General features: G+C 61.0%; 12 protein-coding genes. 9 read left to right on the top strand and 3 right to left on the bottom strand.

Features of this window, described 5'->3' with window-relative positions; translation table 11 throughout:
* The first annotated feature begins 147 nt into the window (after positions 1-147).
* Both trxA and R3175_RS13170 read left to right on the top strand, forming a co-directional pair.
* The gene (trxA, locus tag R3175_RS13165; RefSeq protein WP_318944778.1) at positions 148-1011 is read left to right on the top strand and encodes a thioredoxin; all 864 of its coding nucleotides are present in this window, start codon (positions 148-150) and stop codon (positions 1009-1011) included.
* Positions 1012-1357: 346 nt separating this feature from the next.
* Positions 1358-2797, top strand: coding sequence for a hypothetical protein (locus R3175_RS13170; protein WP_318944779.1), 1440 nt, complete (start codon positions 1358-1360; stop codon positions 2795-2797).
* A gap of 60 nt (positions 2798-2857) precedes the next feature.
* Here the strand turns inward: R3175_RS13170 and R3175_RS13175 are convergent, their stop codons facing one another.
* On the bottom strand, positions 2858-4222 hold the full coding sequence (locus tag R3175_RS13175; protein ID WP_318944780.1) for a lysine 2,3-aminomutase: 1365 nt from the start codon (positions 4220-4222) through the stop codon (positions 2858-2860).
* 614 nt (positions 4223-4836) lie between these two features.
* Between R3175_RS13175 and aceE the strand changes: the two genes are divergently transcribed.
* Together aceE and aceF are read left to right on the top strand one after the other, a co-directional pair.
* Positions 4837-7500, top strand: a complete 2664-nt coding sequence (gene aceE, locus R3175_RS13180; RefSeq protein ID WP_318944781.1) for a pyruvate dehydrogenase (acetyl-transferring), homodimeric type — start codon at positions 4837-4839, stop codon at positions 7498-7500.
* A gap of 10 nt (positions 7501-7510) precedes the next feature.
* Positions 7511-9145: a dihydrolipoyllysine-residue acetyltransferase gene (gene aceF, locus R3175_RS13185; RefSeq protein WP_318944782.1), complete on the top strand. Its 1635-nt coding sequence runs from the start codon at positions 7511-7513 to the stop codon at positions 9143-9145.
* A 389-nt stretch (positions 9146-9534) separates the two neighbouring features.
* On the opposite strand, the gene R3175_RS13190 is transcribed toward aceF, so the two are convergent.
* Entirely contained in the window at positions 9535-9828 is a 294-nt protein-coding gene (locus tag R3175_RS13190; protein WP_318944783.1) for a metalloregulator ArsR/SmtB family transcription factor, read from the bottom strand.
* 115 nt (positions 9829-9943) lie between these two features.
* On the opposite strand from R3175_RS13190, the gene R3175_RS13195 reads away from it, so the two are divergent.
* Positions 9944-11182, top strand: coding sequence for an NADH:flavin oxidoreductase/NADH oxidase family protein (locus R3175_RS13195; protein ID WP_318944784.1), 1239 nt, complete (start codon positions 9944-9946; stop codon positions 11180-11182).
* Positions 11183-11661: 479 nt separating this feature from the next.
* On the opposite strand, the gene R3175_RS13200 is transcribed toward R3175_RS13195, so the two are convergent.
* Positions 11662-12801, bottom strand: coding sequence for a DcaP family trimeric outer membrane transporter (locus R3175_RS13200; protein ID WP_318944785.1), 1140 nt, complete (start codon positions 12799-12801; stop codon positions 11662-11664).
* Positions 12802-12963: 162 nt separating this feature from the next.
* On the opposite strand from R3175_RS13200, the gene R3175_RS13205 reads away from it, so the two are divergent.
* The 4 genes from R3175_RS13205 to astA all read left to right on the top strand — a co-directional run bounded on the left by R3175_RS13205 (position 12964) and on the right by astA (position 17935).
* A complete protein-coding gene (locus R3175_RS13205) occupies positions 12964-14412 on the top strand; it encodes an exonuclease domain-containing protein (protein ID WP_318944786.1) in 1449 nt (482 codons plus the stop codon).
* Between the two features lie 95 nt (positions 14413-14507).
* Positions 14508-15722 carry an aspartate aminotransferase family protein gene (locus R3175_RS13210; protein WP_318944787.1) on the top strand — a complete coding sequence of 405 codons (1215 nt, stop codon included), beginning with the start codon at positions 14508-14510 and terminating at the stop codon, positions 15720-15722.
* Positions 15723-15816: 94 nt separating this feature from the next.
* Positions 15817-16833, top strand: a complete 1017-nt coding sequence (locus R3175_RS13215; protein WP_318944788.1) for an arginine N-succinyltransferase — start codon at positions 15817-15819, stop codon at positions 16831-16833.
* A 31-nt stretch (positions 16834-16864) separates the two neighbouring features.
* Positions 16865-17935, top strand: coding sequence for an arginine N-succinyltransferase (gene astA, locus R3175_RS13220; protein WP_318944789.1), 1071 nt, complete (start codon positions 16865-16867; stop codon positions 17933-17935).
* The last annotated feature ends 42 nt before the right edge of the window (positions 17936-17977 follow it).

Raw genomic sequence — 17977 nt, forward strand, 5'->3', positions numbered from 1 at the left:
CCTTGCTATGTAACGTCTCCTGGAGGTATTTCAAGGAAATGGTTGGGGAAATTGTCAACGACAGGGGCCTGGAGGCCTTGAAATTCCCGCCAATGCCATCACTCTAGGGGTATCTTTTTTCTTTGTCAGACGGATCAGGTGCAGACCATGAGCAATTCGCCCCACATTTTTGAAGCCACCATGGAAAACTTCCAGGACAAGGTGATGACGGCTTCATCCCAGACGCCCATCCTGATCGATGTCTGGGCGGATTGGTGTGCCCCCTGCAAGCAGTTGATGCCGATTCTGGAAAAGCTGGCCGATGAATACCAGGGGCAGTTCCAGCTTGCCAAGGTCAACGCCGATGAGCAGCAGCAACTGACTGCCAGCCTGGGCGTACGCAGCCTGCCCACGGTGATTCTGGTGAAGGACGGCCAGGCCGTGGACGGCTTCAACGGTGCCCTGCCGGAAAGTGAGATCCGTGCGGTGCTGGCCAAGCACGTGGAAGCGCCGGCGGAGGATCCCTACGAGAAGGCGCATCGGCTCTGGGGGCAGGGCGATGTGGAAGGCGCGCTGGCCCTCCTCTCCGAAATGAACCAGAAGGACCCGGATAACCTGAAGGTGCTTATCGATATCGCCCAGTTGAAGGCCGAGTTGGGGGACATTGAGACGGCAGAGCAGGTGCTGGAAAGCCTGCCTCCGGAAGAGAAGATGCAAACCCAGGCCAAACAGCTGGCGGCGCGGATCAAGTTCATCAAGCAAGCGGGGGAGTTGCCGCCGGTGGCGGAGTTGGAGAAAACCCTGGAGGTGAACCCCAAGGATCCGGCGGCCTTGCACCAGTTGGCGTTGCAGCATGTGTTGAAGGAAGAGAATGCCCAGGCGATGGAATTGTTGATTCGCCTGATGCAGGCGGATGCCGGCTACAAGGATGGGGTTGCCAAGACCACGTTGATTGAGTTGTTCGATAAGTTGGGGAACGGGAATCCCGATGTTCGGACTTATCGACGGAAACTTTATACCTTGATGCACTGAATTTCTGGTTTGGGGAAAGGTCGCCGGGGTGGTGGGCCTTTCTCCACCGCGAAGACGGCACGTCCTTGTGCCGGCTTCGCTATCGGGACTTCCCTGTCCCTGTTCCGAAAGGCCCGCTACCCCGACTCCCCGAATTCCCTGCAAGCCTCTCACGGTGCCTCCAGATATTGATTGGTTGGTTCTTGATTGCGTCCGGCAGATCGTTGCCGAGCGTCGATATCACCATAACCACTGAAGCCCGGTGGCCCATCGAGGTTCTGCACTGAACTCAGCAGGCTGCCAAAGGAACAAACTGCACCCCCCGAGGCTCTAACCCGCAAACGCCCCCAGCAACGGACGCACCGCAATGAACTGGCGAGCCGCTATCCTGATCCTGGTATGCTGCCTCCTGCTGGTTATTTCTGGCTGCGCGACCTATCGCTACGACGCCGCTCCCAGCGAGGCAACCACGCCAGAATGCGAAGCTCAGTTCCGTGGGTGGCAAGCCCATATCGAGCAGACTGGCACCTTCGACGCCCAAGCCTGGTCTCCCCCCGGCTTTCCCTACCTGAGAGTCGACCGCTTCCTCGCCAGTTTTGAGTTTACGGCACTGTCCCGGGAACAGCAGCGGGAATGGCTGCAACGCGCCCACCAGAAGGCCGTCGAAGCCTGGCAGCAGGAAGCGGAAGGGCAGGCAGATTCCATCCGGCAGCGAATCGAGGGGCTGAGGGCCTGTGGCGAACAAGCCATCGATCGGTTACAGGCCAGCCCGGGGCTTTGGCCTGAATTGGAGGCAGCCAAGGCCGTTCCCGACAGCTACAGCACCGCCGCCAGGGTGTTTGGGCTATATCCGCTGGTAGCCCCAGTAATGAACTGGCGGGCCTCGGCCATTATGGGCGACTTGCGGGAGTCCTTCGGCAACTACCGGTCCAGCGCGCCGTGGCAGTATTACCGGCCTGCTGCCGGTTCCCCGGGCATCGACGTTGGTGCACTGGTCGCGTCGGCAAGGCGGCGCAGTGCCCTGGGGGTTCCGGATTTTGCCGCCGAGGAATTGCGGGCGCTGTTTCAGCGGTTCGCCCCCACGTTTGCCGTCGAAACCCATGACTTGAATGACCTGCCCGGTCGTCCCGGCCGCGGGTTGGCGGGTGAGCTGAGGATGTTGTCCGAGCCCGTGGTCTACACCCTGCTGGCCTACACCCGCAGGCACGGTCAGGTGCTGCCGCAGCTGGTGTATACCGTCTGGTTTCCCGCCCGTCCCAAAGAAGGCCGTCTCGATATCTACGCCGGGGCCCTGGACGGCTTTGTCTGGCGGGTGACGCTGGGGGCGGAAGGGCAGCCGCTGGTTTACGACTACATGCACGCCTGCGGCTGTTACCACCAGTGGCTGCTGGTGGACGGGGGGCTGGAAGTGAAGGGGGCGGGCGACACCAAAAACCCCGTCAATGGGGAGCCGCTGTGGGTGGTCGGCACCACTGGCCGGCGGCAGGGGCTTCCCATCCTGTACCTGAGCAGCCGGGAGCACCACCTGGTCGACGTGGGGGGCGATGATCGCCGTGATGCCGGCGAGCCCTACCGCCTGGAGCCTTACCAGGCGTTGCGCGGCCAAAGCTACGCCGGAGGCAGGTTGTTCGACAGCGGTGGCATGGTCCCGGGTTCCGAGCGTGCCGAGCGCTGGCTGCTGTGGCCCGCGGGCATTCCCTCCGCCGGTGCCATGCGTCAGTGGGGGCGCCATGCGGTGGCCTTCACCGGACGCCGCCATTTTGACGACCCTTTCCTGCTTGAACGCTATTTTAAGGCAGCCCCCTGAAAGCAAAAAAAACCGGGCTCGAAAGCCCGGTTTTTCTAGGGTGCAGAAGGTGGCTATGGCTTAGCCGTTCCCCTTGCGCATCTCATCGTACTCGTCCTCGAAGAAGAACTTCTCTTCCCCGAAGGCCGGCTCCAGCTCGTGCAGCCAGGTGGCGGTGTCGCTGTACTTGGCGAAGAACGGACGCTGAACCCAGTCCGGGTTGCGGCCCTGCAGGAAGCGCAGCACGAACACCTTCTCGCCGTTGATCTCGGTGATGCCCTGGACTTCCACCTTGCCCGGGCCGGCGCTCATGGACGGGCCGCGGGCGGTGCGGCTCAGGCCGGAGACCTGCTTCATGGCCTCACGGTAGATCTGGTAGGCCTCCGCCAGCGGCAGCTCGAAGTAGGCCTTGGCGCCGGTGTCCCGCTCCACAAACATGTAGTAGGGGATGATGCCCAGCTTGACCTGCTTCTTCCACATCTTGGCCCAGTCGTCGGCATTGTCGTTCACATGCTTGATCAACGGGCCCTGGGCGCGGATCTCGGCGCCGGTGGAGCGGATGCGGCGGATTGCCTCTTCCGCTATGTCGGTGGTGATCTCCTGCCAATGGTTGTAGTGGGCCATGATGGCCACGTGCTTGCCGGCATCCACCAAACGGGCGAACAGGTCGATCAGCTCATCGGCGTCTTTGTCGGTGACGAAGCGGTACGGCCAGAAGGTGAGCGCCTTGGTGCCGATACGGATGGTCTGGATGTGATCGAACTCCGGCGCCAGCAGCGGCTCCAGGTATTGAACCAGGTTCTTGGTTTTCATCACCATCGGGTCGCCACCGGTAACCAGCAGGTCGGTTACTTCCGTGTGCTGTTTCAGGTAGCCGTGCAGCTTTTCTGCCTCGGTGCTGGCCATTTTCAGGTCCTTGTCACCGACGAACTGCGCCCAGCGGAAACAGAAGGTGCAATAGGAATGGCAGGTCTGCCCCTGGGCCGGGAAGAACAGCACCGTCTCGCGATACTTGTGCTGGACGCCATCCAGTACCTCGCCATCCAGTTCCGGCATGTTCATCTGCATCTGGCCGGCGGGGTGCGGGTTCAGTTCGTCACGGATTTCCTTGGCGACGGACTGGATCAGCTTCTTGTCAGCCCCCTCGCGGTGCAGCTTGGCCATGCGCTCGTAGTGCTCATCCTTCAGCATGCCCTTTTGCGGGAAGACCAGTTGGTAGATCGGGTCGTTGGGAACCTTGTCCCAGTTGATCAGTTCGTTGATGACGTATTCGTTGACCCGGAATGGCAGCACGCTGGCGACAACCCGCATCTCGAACAGGGTTTCCTCCGGCAGTTGCTGGATGGCCTCGATCTTGTCGAGTTGGCGGTCCGTATAGACCTGAAAGCGCCGCTCTTCGAACTCGACGGTGGGAATGCGGTTCGGAAAGGTGACGATGGAATTCATAGATCGCCCTCTGAATTAAAAGAAGAAGAAAATGGAAAAGGCTGGTGGAGAGCCCACCGAGGCCGCTGATTAAAAAACGGGCAGACGAGTATACAGAAAACCCAAAATATTTTCAGGTCTAATGAATGATTTTCGGTAAGTGGATGATCTGTCTGGCGAACATGGGCCCTTTGTGGCTGGGCTGATGGGCCGCCGGGTTCCCGGGCTTCCTGTAGGGCGGCCGGAAATTCGTTTAGTGCTTTAAGTAATGGGGGCGAAGGAGGTACGACATTGGTCTGAATGGTCTTGTGAGTTTAATAAAAATACGTCATTCTCGTAAAAAATATGGCGAACTTCTCGGTTTTATTGCCGCTCAATGACAAATGTCAGGAACTATCCTGCGACTTGGGTAGTAATAAAACAACATCTGCGGGTTGGCCCTGCGAGCGCCCGCATCGCACCCAATACCGCCGCTGCGGGGCAACCTGGGGAGACTGATCTATGCTGTATGCAGGTGTCGCCCCATGCCACATCCCACAAGGGCCGCAAAATCACAGTCATGCTCTTTAGGTGAATAACAACTGATGTTCAGCGCCGTTGTGCGCAGTATTCCTAATTATCGAGGGGAGGGTTGGATGTACCAGGACGAAGATCCCGTAGAAACCGGCGAATGGCTGGATGCGCTGGAGTCTCTGATTGAGCAGGAAGGCGTAGACCGTGCCAAGTACATTCTCGAGAGACTATCCGAGCGCGCCAGTCGTGATGGCACCGAGTTGCCTTATTCCATCACCACGCCGTTCCGTAACACCATTCCACTCACCCAGGAAGCCCGCATGCCCGGTGACCTGTTCATGGAGCGGCGGATCCGGTCGCTGATCCGCTGGAACGCCATGGCCATGGTGATGCGGGCCAACCAGCGGCCGGGTGAACTCGGTGGTCATATCTCTTCGTTCTCCTCCGCAGCCACCCTCTACGACGTTGGCTTCAATTACTTCTTCCACGGCGGTGACGAGAAACGCGAATCCGACCTGGTGTATTTTCAGGGCCACTCGGCACCAGGCATCTACGCCCGGTCTTACCTGGAGGGGCGGTTCGACGAGGAGCACCTGGACAAGTACCGTGAAGAGGTGGACGGCAACGGCCTCTCCTCCTATCCCCACCCCTGGCTGATGCCGGACTACTGGCAGTTCCCCACCGTCTCCATGGGGCTGGGGCCGATCCAGGCCATCTACCAGGCGCATGTCATGAAGTACCTGCACAGCCGTGAGCTGATCGATATGGGGGACCGCAAGGTCTGGTGCTTCATCGGCGACGGTGAGTGCGACGAACCGGAGACCCTGGGCTCCATTTCCCTGGCGGGTCGCGAGAAGCTGGACAACCTGATTTTCGTGGTGAATTGCAATCTGCAGCGTCTGGACGGGCCGGTGCGGGGCAACGGCAAGATCATCCAGGAGCTGGAAGGGGTCTTCCGCGGTGCCGGCTGGAACGTGCTCAAGGTGGTCTGGGGCCGGATGTGGGACCCGTTGTTCGAGAAAGACAAGGACGGCGTCATGCAGCGCGCCATGGATGAGGTCTGCGACGGCGACTTGCAGAACTACAAGAGCAACGGCGCCGCATACACCCGCAAGAACTTCTTCGGCAAGTACCCGGAGCTGGCCAAGCTGGTGGAAGGCCTCTCGGATGACGACATCGCACGCCTGAACCGCGGTGGTCACGACCCCTACAAGGTCTACGCCGCCTATCACCATGCGGTGAACAACCACGGTGGCCGGCCGACGGTGATCCTGGCTCACACCATCAAGGGTTATGGCTTTGGAGCCGCCGGGGAGGCCCAGAACACCACCCATTCCCTGAAGAAGCTGGACATCGATACGCTGAAGAGCTTCCGTGACCGGTTTGCCGTGCCCCTGAAGGATGAGGAACTGAAAGATGTTCCCTACTATCGCCCGGCGCCGGACAGCCCGGAAATGGTCTACATGCGCAAGCGCCGGCAGGACCTGGGGGGCTTCTATCCCAAGCGTCGCAAGGACAGCCAGCCGTTGCAGATTCCCGAGCTGAACATCTTCAAGAACGTGCTGGAAGGCTCCGGTGGCCGCGAAGTGTCCACCACCATGACCTTCGTCCGCCTGCTCACCGCGCTGACCAAGGACAAGCGCGTCGGCAAGCGGGTCGTACCCATCGTGCCGGATGAGGCGCGGACCTTCGGCATGGAAGGCATGTTCCGGCAACTGGGGATCTACACTTCCGAAGGCCAGAAGTACGTGCCCCAGGACCGGGACCAGATCATGTACTACAAGGAGGACAAGAAGGGCCAGATCCTGGAGGAGGGCATCAACGAGGACGGCTCCATGGCCGCCTGGATGGCCTGCGCCACCTCCTACAGCACCAACGATTTCCCGCTGATCCCCTTCTACATCTTCTATTCGATGTTCGGCTTCCAGCGGGTGGGCGATCTGGCCTGGGCCTCCGGTGACATCCAGGCCCGAGGGTTCCTGATCGGCGGTACTGCCGGGCGCACGACCCTGAACGGGGAGGGGCTCCAGCACCAGGACGGCCACAGCCATATCCTGGCCAACACCATTCCCACCTGTAAGGCCTACGATCCGGCCTATGGCTACGAGATGGCGGTGGTGGTGCACCACGGCATGAAGGAGATGTTCGAGGACAACAGGAACGTCTTCTACTACCTCACCATCGAGAACGAGAACTACGAGCAGCCGGCCATGCCCGAGGGGGTTGAAGATGGCATCATCAAGGGGATGTATCTGCTCGAATCCGTTGAGCTCAAGGGCAAGAAAAAGGCATCCAGGGTACAGCTGCTGGGTTCCGGCGCCATCCTGAACGAGGTCCGGGCGGCGGCAGAAATGCTGCGGGACGACTTTGGCGTGGCCAGTGATGTCTGGAGTGTCACCAGCTACAACGAGCTGGCGCGGGACGGCCAACACATTGATCGCTGGAACCGTTACCACCCGGACGATACCGCGAAGCAGCCCTACATCACCCAGTGCCTGGAGAAGCAACAGGGACCGGTGGTCTCCTCCACCGACTACATCAAGCTGCACTCCGAGCAACTGCGGGCTTACATCCCAAAGACCTACGTCACCCTGGGCACCGACGGGTTCGGGCGCAGTGACACCCGCCAGAAGCTGCGGAGTTTCTTCGAAGTGGACCGTTACCATGTCGTGGTTGCCGCGTTGTCGGCCCTGGCCACTGATGGCGAAGTGAAAGGAGACGTCGTGCTGGAAGCGATGCGCAAGTACGGTATTGATCGCAACAAATCGAATCCGGTGCAGAGCTGAGGAGGTCGTCATGAGTGAACAGGAAATCAAGGTGCCCGACCTCGGCGGCGCGGATGAGGTTGAGGTGATCGAAATCAATGTCAGTAACGGGGACTCGGTCGAGGAGGAGGACCCGATCCTGACGGTGGAATCCGATAAGGCCACCGTGGAGTTGCCGTCACCGGCGGCGGGCAAGATCACCGGGATCTCGGTCAAGGTGGGCGACAAGGTCCGCGAGGGTGACGTGATTGGCACGCTGGCTGCCGCAGGCGAGTCGGCGTCCGAGTCCGCCGAGGCGGAGCCCGAACCGCAGGCGGCGGAACCGGAACCGCCCAAGGCGGAGAACAAGCCGGCGCCCAAGGCCGGGGGCTCCCGCACGGAAACCGTCAAGGTGCCTGCCCTGGACGGTTTCGATAATGTACCGGTGATCGAGATCAACGTCAGTGAGGGTGACACCGTTGAGGTGGACGATCCGCTGGTGACGGTGGAATCCGACAAGGCCACCATGGAAATCCCGTCGCCGTTTGCCGGCAAAGTGGACAAGGTCCTGGTGAGCGAAGGCGATACGCTCTCTGAGGGAGACAGTCTGGCGGAAATGACGGTCTCTGAGGGGGGTGACACCGAAGCAGAGCCTGAGACCGAGCCAGCGCCGGCAGCGAAAGAAGAAAAGGTCGCACCGGCCGAAACAAAGCCTGCCGCCGACTCCGGGTCGGCAGAAGCACCGGTGCAGACCAGCAGCGAGTTGCCGGCACCGGGCACCCGAGTGCACGCCGGACCGGCGGTGCGCAAGCTGGCCCGGGAACTGGGCGCGGACCTCACCCGGGTCAAGGGTAGCGGGCCCAAGAGCCGTATCCTCAAGGAAGACGTGGAAGCCTACATCAAGCAGCAGCTCAAGCAGGTGCAGGAAGGCGGCGCGGTTTCCGCTGGCGCGGGTATTCCCGGCATCAAGCTGCCGGACTTCAGCCAGTTTGGCGAGATTGAGCGGGAGCCGATGTCCCGGCTGCACCTGGCCACCGCCAACAACATGCAGCGCAGTTGGTTGAACGTGCCCCACGTCACCCAGTTTGATGATGCCGACATCACCGACCTGGAAAGCTACCGCAAGGGGCTGAAGGCCGAAGGCGAGAAACGCGGGGTGAAGATGACGCCGTTGCCGTTCATGCTCAAGGCCTGTGCCCGTGCGCTGGCGGACCTGCCCCAGTTCAATGTGTCACTGGATCTGGAGAAGAAAGAGCTGGTTCGCAAGCGGTACATCCACATCGGGATTGCGGTGGACACGCCGGCTGGGTTGATGGTGCCGGTGATCCGGGACGTCGATAAGAAGGGCCTGTGGGAGCTGGCCGAGGAGGCGGCGGAGCTGGCCGCGAAGGCCCGGGACAAGCAGCTGAAGCCGGCGGAAATGCAGGGCGCCTGCTTTACCATCACCAGCCTGGGCGGTATCGGCGGCACGGCGTTTACGCCAATCGTGAATTCGCCGGAGGTGGCGATCCTTGGGGTGTCCAAGGCGGCGATGAAGCCAGTGTGGGATGGCAGTGCCTTCCAGCCTCGGCTGATGCTGCCGCTGTCCCTGTCCTACGATCACCGGGCGGTGAATGGGGCGGATGCGGCCCGGTTTACAACTCGGTTGAGTGAGTTGTTGGGGGATATTCGGCACTTGCTGCTTTGATTTCTGGCTGTTGTAGCCTGATTGTGTGGTGCCGGGGGCTGGTGGAGGGTGTTCTTCCGCCGGCCTCTAAGGTGCGTCCTGTACCTGTCGGCCTCCGCGGCATCCATGCCGCTGCTCCAGAACACCCCCCACCAGCCCCAACTTGGCATCGGTGATATCTCAGGGCGATTTCTGCCATTGATTGAGCAGTCAGGGCAGGAATTACAACGAGTCAGTTGGATATATCGTAATGGTTCGTGAGCGGTTGGCGAAGGGGCTTTGTAGCAGCGACAGGACGTCGCGGTGGCCGACAGGTACATGGATGTACCTTAGAGGCCGGCGGAAAAGCCCCTTCGCCAACCGCAGGCACGTTCTAACAGGCTACAAGTCTTTATGCAGAAAGTCCCTGGTCACTCCAAAAACCGCCGCAACTCCTCCCGCATCTCTTCTTCCAGATAGCAGGTCATAAACTTCCCCTGCCGCTCCACCCGAATCAGACCGGCATTCACCAACTCCTTGATGTGGTGAGAGACCGTCGGCGCCCCCACTTTCAGCGAGTTGATGAAATCCACCAGTTTGCAGCCGGTGTCGGTCAGCTCATCCGCTGGTTTGTTCTTGACCTGCTGATAGATGCGCAGACGGGTCGGGTTGGATAGCGCCTTGAAGGCCCGGCTCAATCGCTCATCTTGGCGTGCTTTGACCATGAAGTGTCCCAGTCTGTTGGTGTCCATATTCCTGGTATTGTATTAAAGTTTGACAACTATCGAAACATGAAATAGTTTGATGATTGTCGAACTGAAAGTGAGCCACGGAGTCAATATGAGCGCAGCACAACTGCTGGGGCAGACCCTGCAACTAACCAATGGCGCAGTCCTGCCGAACCGATTTGCCAAGTCCGCCATGAGCGAGACCCTGGGTACCGTCGACAACCGGGTGACCAAGGACCTGGCCACGCTGTACGGCACCTGGTCGGATGGTGGTACCGGCCTGCTGATCACCGGCAATGTGATGATCGACCGTCGCCACATCGGTGAACCGCAGAATGTGGTGCTGGAGGATGATCGGGACATGGACCGCCTCAAGCAATGGGCCCAGGCCGGCAGTCGCAACGGCAACCACATCTGGATGCAGCTCAACCATCCCGGCAAGCAGAGCCCGCGCATGCTCAACAAAGACCCGGTGTCTCCCAGTGCGGTGCCATTTCGCAAAGACATGCGCGGCATGTTCGCCACGCCGCGGGCGCTGACGGAGCCGGAGATCCAGGACATCATCGATCGGTTTGCCCGCAGCGCGGCCCTGGCAGAGCAGGCTGGCTTCCAGGGTGTGCAGATTCACGGTGCTCACGGTTATCTGGTGAGCCAGTTCCTGTCGCCCCACCACAACCGCCGCAATGACCGCTGGGGCGGCACCCCGGAGAACCGGATGCGGTTTGTGGTGGAGGTGTACCAGGCCATCCGCGCGGCAACCTCCGAGCGGTTCTGTGTGGGCATCAAACTCAACTCTGCCGACTTCCAGCGGGGAGGGTTCACCGAAGAGGAGTCGCTGGCGGTAATTGAGCGCCTGGCGGAGCTGGGCATCGACCTGGTGGAGATTTCCGGCGGCAGTTATGAGAGCCCGGCCATGGCAAAAGGGACCAAGGCCAGCACCGTGGCGCGGGAAGCCTACTTCCTGGAGTTCGCCGAGAAGGTGCGGCAGCAGGTGGACGTACCGCTGATGGTGACTGGCGGGTTCCGCACCAGCGAAGGGATGGCGAAGGGCATCGAATCTGGTGCCACGGACCTGGTGGGCATTGCCCGACCACTCGCGGTGGAGCCGGCAATGCCGGCGCGTATCCTGGCTGGCGAGCCGGTGGTCAGTGCCGTCAAGCCGATCAAGACCGGTATCCGATTTGTCGACGATCTAGCGTTGATGGAAGTAAGCTGGTACACCCGGCAACTGGGCCGAATGGGCAAGGGCAAGGCGCCCCGGCAACACGACCGCGGCGTGCTGTCGCTGCTGGAAGTGCTGGCGGTGATGACCGGGCGCAGTGTCTGGACCAGGTTGCGGGCGGGAGAGTAACTCCCGTCCGCATCGATCGAAGGTTGTTTGGAGTGAAGGGGGCCGTTGGTGTGCGGAAGGTCAACGGCGCCTGTCAGTGACCATACCTAGTTGGCGAAGTACATCCAGTCAAAATAGTCGTGCAGGTCCTGCATCGCGGTGGCTTCGAAGGGGTGGGTCAGTTCGAACAGCAGGCTGTGGCTTTTGGCTTCTTTCATAGTGTCACCTCATAGTGTCTTGTCGTTGAGACAGTGGCGGGTGATTCCGTCACTACTGATTAAGCTTTTTGCATTCGCTGTGCCAATCCTCTTGCTCCAGCTCAGGTGTCTGAAAAGCTGAAAGATTTCTGATGTTGCCCAGGGTCCGGTGTGCGAGGGGAGTCGTCGCAACCGGGTTTGGGGTGCCCCAGGATGGGGCGCTTGCTCGCTAAATAAACAAAGGCCCCGGCTCTGACGAACCGGGGCAACACGCTCACATGATGTTGCTATTGCGGAGGGTTATTAGAAATTGTATTGGCCGGCGAACATGATGCGGCTGGCATCGCCGTCGTCACCACTGACGTTTTCACGCTCCAGGTAGGCGTATTCCACGCCCATCATCACGTTCTTAACCGGAGTCCAAAGGTAGTTGGCCATGATGGCCTGGTTGGTTTCGCTCTTATCGGCCACAGCGATACCGTCATCCTCGGCATCGTCCCAGTCAACGGTCACAATGCCGTAAGCCACATTGACGCTACGGCCACCGCCCAGGTCGAAGCCGGCACCCAGAGAGCCGCCGTAACCGGCGATGCTCTCCAGATCACCGCTTGCATCCACATAGGCGTCCTCAGCGCCGAAATCCTCACCGGAGCGATACAGATAGGCATTGGCGCCATCGGTATAAGATACCGTGCCCTGGATGGTGAGGGTGTCGGTCACTGCCATCTGGCCGGCGACGAAAGTGGCGAAGCCAACGGTGCTTTCATCGTCGGTTCCGTCGTCAAACTCGACCTGCTGGGCCAATACGGCGGCAGCGTAGGACAGGCCACCGGCGGAGTCTTCAACTCGCGCGGTGAAGGTAGGCAGTGACTGCTTTCCGTCAACCGTTGCGCCGCCGGCAATGAAGCTGGTGATTGGCTCCTCCAACGACACAGACAACGGTCCGGTGGTATAACGTGCCTGACTGATTCGACCCTGAAGCCCGGCCACGCCAGGCTGGGCGTCGAAGTCGAGCACTGTGGTGTTGCCGACAAAGCTGCCGAAGTTGGACCAGGTCTGGCCTAGCAGGACGCCCTTGTACTCGCCATAACCGTGACGCAGGCGCAGGGTGCCCGGGCGGAAGTCGCCTTCAACAACGACCTTGACGCCTTCCGGAGTGGTGGTGCGTACCCCCAGGCGGGTCTGGACCGCATCGGCGGAGAAGTGACCGGTGACCTCGTCGTCTTCAGCTGAGCCAACGTTGATGGCGCCGAACGAACCGGACCGGGTGGAGAGCGAGATATCCTCGTCGATGTCATACACGGCGTTTAAACGCGCGTAACCATAGAGCTCGGCGCTGTAGTCGCCGGCACTCAGTTCGACCGCACCAGCCTGGCCTGCCACCCCGACGATTGAAGCGCATGCTGCTGCCCGAATTGCCATTCTCAGTGTTTTGCCTTGCATTATTGTTGTCTCCAAGCGTTTTTGTTGTTGGGTCTGTTTCAAAGTAGTTACAAATTCCAGACAGTTCAAAGAGAAACGATCAAAAATTAGACTAATGTCTAGACGGGTGTGCCGGGACCAAGGGTCTAAGCCCGCCCCGGGCCTTTTGGCGTAGAATGGGTTATGGCCAAGAACACAACGATTCTCGATACCGCCACGTTTGCTTTCCTCGATATCGAAACCACCGGTGGCAACGCTTCCTTTGACCGCATTACCGAGGTGGGTATCCGCCTCTGGCGGGCCGGTGACGTGGTGCGGGAGTGGCAGACCCTGGTCAATCCCCAAACCCGGATTTCACCGTTCATCGAATCGCTCACCGGTATCAACAACGCACTGGTGGCCGACGCGCCGGTCTTTGCGGAGATTGCCGACGATTTGCGGGCGCAGCTGGCTGGGGCGATCTTCGTGGCCCACAACGCCCGCTTCGATTATGGCTTCATCAAGTCCGAATACCGGCGGTTGGGGCAGGCGTTCTCGGCCAAGGTGCTGTGCACGGTCAAGCTGTCCCGCAAGCTGTACCCGGAGTTTCGTCGCCATAACATGGACGCCCTGATCGCCCGCCACAACCTGTCCAAGGTCCAGCGGCACCGGGCCATGGGTGACGTGACCGCCATGCTGGCGTTCTTCCAGCATGCCCTGGCGGAAAAGGGCGAGGATGCCGTTGGAGACACCATCCAGACTCTGCTGCAGCGGCCCAGCATTCCTTCCCACCTGCCCACCGACGTTCTCCAGGACATTCCACCCAGGCCCGGTGTCTACCGGTTCTACGGCGAGAACGACGTGCTGTTGTACGTGGGCAAGAGCACCAACCTTCAGCAGCGGGTGGCCGCGCATTTCTCCGGCGACCACAACAGCAGCCGCGGGGTGAGGCTGTCGGAGAGCCTGCGGCGGGTGGAGTGGACCGAGACGGCCGGCGAACTTGGCGCCTTGTTGCTGGAGCTGAAACAGATCAAGACCCTTCAGCCGCTGTTTAACCGACGCTCCCGCGCGGCCAAACGGCTGGTCAGCATTGAGCTGACCAAAAACCATCTGGGCTACCTGCAGGCCCGGCTGGTACGGGATATTGATCCGGCCCAGCTGGGTAACCACTACGGCCTGTTCCGCAGCAAGCGCGAGGCAGAGCGGGCGTTACAGGGCATTGCCAGCAAGAACGGCCTGTGCAACCGGCTGCTGGGGCTGGAGGCCGGGGATGACGGCCCCTGTTTCCAGCGGGCGTTGGGGCGATGCAAGGGCGCCTGCAATGGCGAAGAGGACGTGGTTCGCTACAATCTTCGTATGCAGATCGGATTTCACAACCTGCGTCTGGCCACCTGGCCCTGGCCCGGAGCGGTGGGGATTGTGGAGCGCGGACCCGACGGCCAGCGCACCGATATCCTGGTGATCTACAACTGGATGCATGTTGCAACGGTGCATCGGGAGGAGGAGCTGGCGGACCTGGCCCTGTCAGGGACGGTGGCCTTTGACCTGGACTCCTATCGGCTGGTGGTAAAGGCTCTGATGGGGCCGGCGGGACAGCGAAAACCGGTGATCGAATTACCCACTCTTGGCCTGCCGGATGTGCTAATGCCCTGAGTGGGCGTATGATAACAGTAATAAAATGACGCGTTACCGCTGGCGGGAATGCCATCGGGAAGGGGTCTTAAGTTGCCAACGCTTGCGAGGATTTGATGAACAAAGAACCAGTCAGCCGTGAACTGTTTGATGAAGTGATGGTGCCCAACTATGCGCCCGGCAGTGTCATTCCTGTGAAGGGCCAGGGCTCGCGCATCTGGGACCAGGAAGGGCGGGAATTTGTCGACCTGGCAGGGGGCATTGCGGTCACCTCTTTGGGGCATGCCCATCCCGGCCTGGTGGGGGCGTTGATGGAGCAGGCCGAGAAACTGTGGCACCTGTCCAACGTGATGACCAACGAGCCGGCGCTCCGACTGGCCAAGACCCTGTGTGATCTGACCTTTGCCGAGCGGGTGTTCTTCGCCAACTCCGGTGGTGAGGCCAATGAGGCGGCGTTCAAGCTGGCCCGGCGTTATGCCTGGGAGCACTATGGGCCGGAGAAACATGAGATCATCTCGTTCAAGAATGCCTTTCACGGACGTACCCTGTTCACCGTCAGCGTTGGTGGCCAGGCCAAGTATCTGGAGGGCTTCGAGCCGGCACCTGGCGGGATTCACCACGCCGACTTCAACGATCTCGAGTCGGTGAAGAAACTGATTTCCCGGGAGAAGACCTGCGCGGTGGTGGTAGAGCCGATCCAGGGTGAAAGCGGCGTGCAGCCGGCGGACCCGGAATTCCTCCAGGGGCTACGGGAACTGTGCGACGACCATGAAGCACTGTTGGTGTTTGACGAAGTGCAGACCGGGGTGGGGCGGACCGGCCATTTGTACGCCTACCAGATGTATGGCGTTACCCCCGATATCCTCTCCAGCGCCAAGTCCCTGGGCGGTGGCTTCCCCGTGGCGGCCATGCTGACCACCGCCAAGATTGCGGCCAGCCTGGGTGTCGGTACCCACGGCAGTACCTACGGTGGCAACCCGTTGGCCTGTGCCGTGGCGCAGAAGGTAATCGACACCGTCAGTCAGCCGGAGATCCTCAAGGGCGTCAAGGCGCGTTCTGAGCACCTGAAAAAGGGGATGGCGGCCATCGGTGAGCGTTTTGGCGTTTTCAGTGAGGTACGTGGCGAGGGGCTGCTGTTGGGCTGCGCGCTGACCAAACAATGGCAGGGGCGGGCCAGGGACTTCCTCAACGCCGGCCTGGAGCAAGGGGTCATGGTGCTGATCGCCGGCGGGAATACGGTGCGCCTGGCGCCGTCGCTGATCATTCCGGAAACGGATATTGATGAGGCGCTGGCACGCTTCGAGAAGGCTGTTGAAACCCTGTGTAGTTAATATTCAGGGAATTGAAATCCATGTAGTTGAACCGGAGGCTGGCTCCGCCATGCCAGTCCTGCCAGTCATCAATCGCGGCGCAGGAGCCTGACTGATGTGGCTTGTTCGACCTGCACAACCGAGTGATCAGGAGGGGATTCAGGCCCTGGCCTCCAACCTGGAGGGCCAGTTGTCGACCACCCTGCCCCGAACCGAGGAAGGACTCGCCGCCACGATTGAGCTGTCCGGGCGCTCCTTCTCCGGGCAGGTACGGCCAGAGGCCTACCAGCGCTTCCTGTTTGTGCTGGAAGACTGCAGCGGCGGCGAGATTGTCGGCGTGGCTGGCATTGAAGGACGCTCCGGCAGCGGCCAGCCGTTCTACAATTACCGCCGTGATGCCCTGATCCATGCCTCGCACGAGTTGGGGATCTCCCGCCGCGTCGAAGTGTTGTATCCCTCCCACGCCCTGACCGACCGGACCTTGCTCGGCGCTTTTATGATCGCCCCCAGGCTTCGGGGCAGCGACGCCTTGGAGCTGCTGTCCCGGGCGCGGCTGATGTTCATCGCGGGCCATCAGGACTGGTTTACCAAGGACATGGTGGTGGAAATCCAGGGGGTAAAATCCGACACCGGTGAGGTTCCTTTCTGGGACAGCCTCGGGCGACACTTTTTCAACATGGATTTCGATACCGCCGACCGGTATTCGGGCATGCTGAGCAAGACCTTCATCGCCGAGCTGATGCCCCCCAATCCGATCTACGTCACCCTATTGACCGAGGCGGCCCAGCAGGCCCTGGGGCGTCCTCATCCGGCCACCCGCGATACTGTCGAGTTGCTCAAGCGGGAAGGCTTTCATACCGGCTGCTACGTGGATATCTTCGATGGCGGACCGGTGCTGGAAGCCCGAATCAGCACGCTCAAGACCATCGTGACCAGCCATTGCAAGCGGCTGCACTCCACCGAGGACGAATCCGGCGAAACCTGCCTGCTGGCCAGTGGCGAACGCGAAGCCTTTCGCTGCACGGTCACCAGTATCTCGGAAACCCTCGACGAGGGCGTCAAGGCACCGCTGAAGGCGCTCAAACTGCTGGAGTGTTCGTCCGGTGATACGGTCAGGGTGGCGCCGTTATGAGGTTGGCAGCGCAGGAGAGCGGAGGTGCATCATGCTGGTGATTCGACCGTTACAGGAACGCGACCTGGACGACCTGATGACCATGGCCGAAGCCGCTGGCAAGGGGCTGACCACGCTGCCCGCCGACCGGGAGCTGTTGCAGCGCAAGATCGACCAGTCCCGGGACAGCTTTAACCAGCGCTGTGCGCCGGAGGCGGGGCTGTTCCTGTTTGCCCTCGAGGACCTCCAGCTCGACCGCTGTGTCGGTATCAGTGGCATCCAGGCCCGGGTGGGACTGGATGAGGTGTTCTACAACTACCGGGTCAGCACCACGGTCAATGCCTCCCGGGAGCTGGGGGTGCATGTGCGAACGCCCACCCTGCACCTGACCAACGACATGACCGACACCACCGAAATCTGCTCGCTGCTGTTGTCGGACAGTCATCGCAAGGGCGGCAACGGCCTGCTGCTGTCCCGCTGCCGGTTCATGTTCCTCGACGACTTCCGGCGGCACTTTTCCGAGAAAGTGTTTGCCGAGATGCGGGGCGTCTCCGACGACCAGGGCCGCAGTCCGTTGTGGGATGCCCTCGGCAGCCGGTTCTTCGACATGGCCTTCAGTGAGGCCGACTACCTGTCGGGAATCGGTCGCAAGTCGTTCATTGCCGAGCTGATGCCCAAGTATCCCATCTACATGTCCCTGCTGCCGGAGCCGGCCCGGGAGGTGGTTGGCAAGGTCCACCGCAACACTGCCCCGGCCCTGAAAATGCTGCAGGCCGAGGGGTTCAACTTTAACGGGCTGGTGGACATCTTCGATGGCGGCCCGGTGGTGGAGGCGTTCATCCATAACATTCGTACGGTGCGGGAGAGCGTCGACCGGCATGTGCTGGTTCGCCACAAGCCGCTCGATATGAAAGTGCCGGCCACCGAGCGGGTCATGGTGTCCAATCGGTCATTCCGGGATTTTCGGGTGGCCACCGTGCCCACCCGCTGTATCAGCGCCGACACCGTCAGCCTGCCTCCGGCGGTGGCAGAGGCCCTGGAGGTGGAATCCGGCGAGCTGGTGCGACTGGCGCCGCTGAAGGATGCCGGGCCCGCCCCCATTCACGGTGCGGGCGGCCAATAACACGAACCGTCGGACCCTGGCCTGTCACTGTCGGGAATCCTG

The sequence above is a fragment of the Marinobacter sp. genome, from assembly GCF_033722735.1.
Lineage (GTDB): Bacteria > Pseudomonadota > Gammaproteobacteria > Pseudomonadales > Oleiphilaceae > Marinobacter.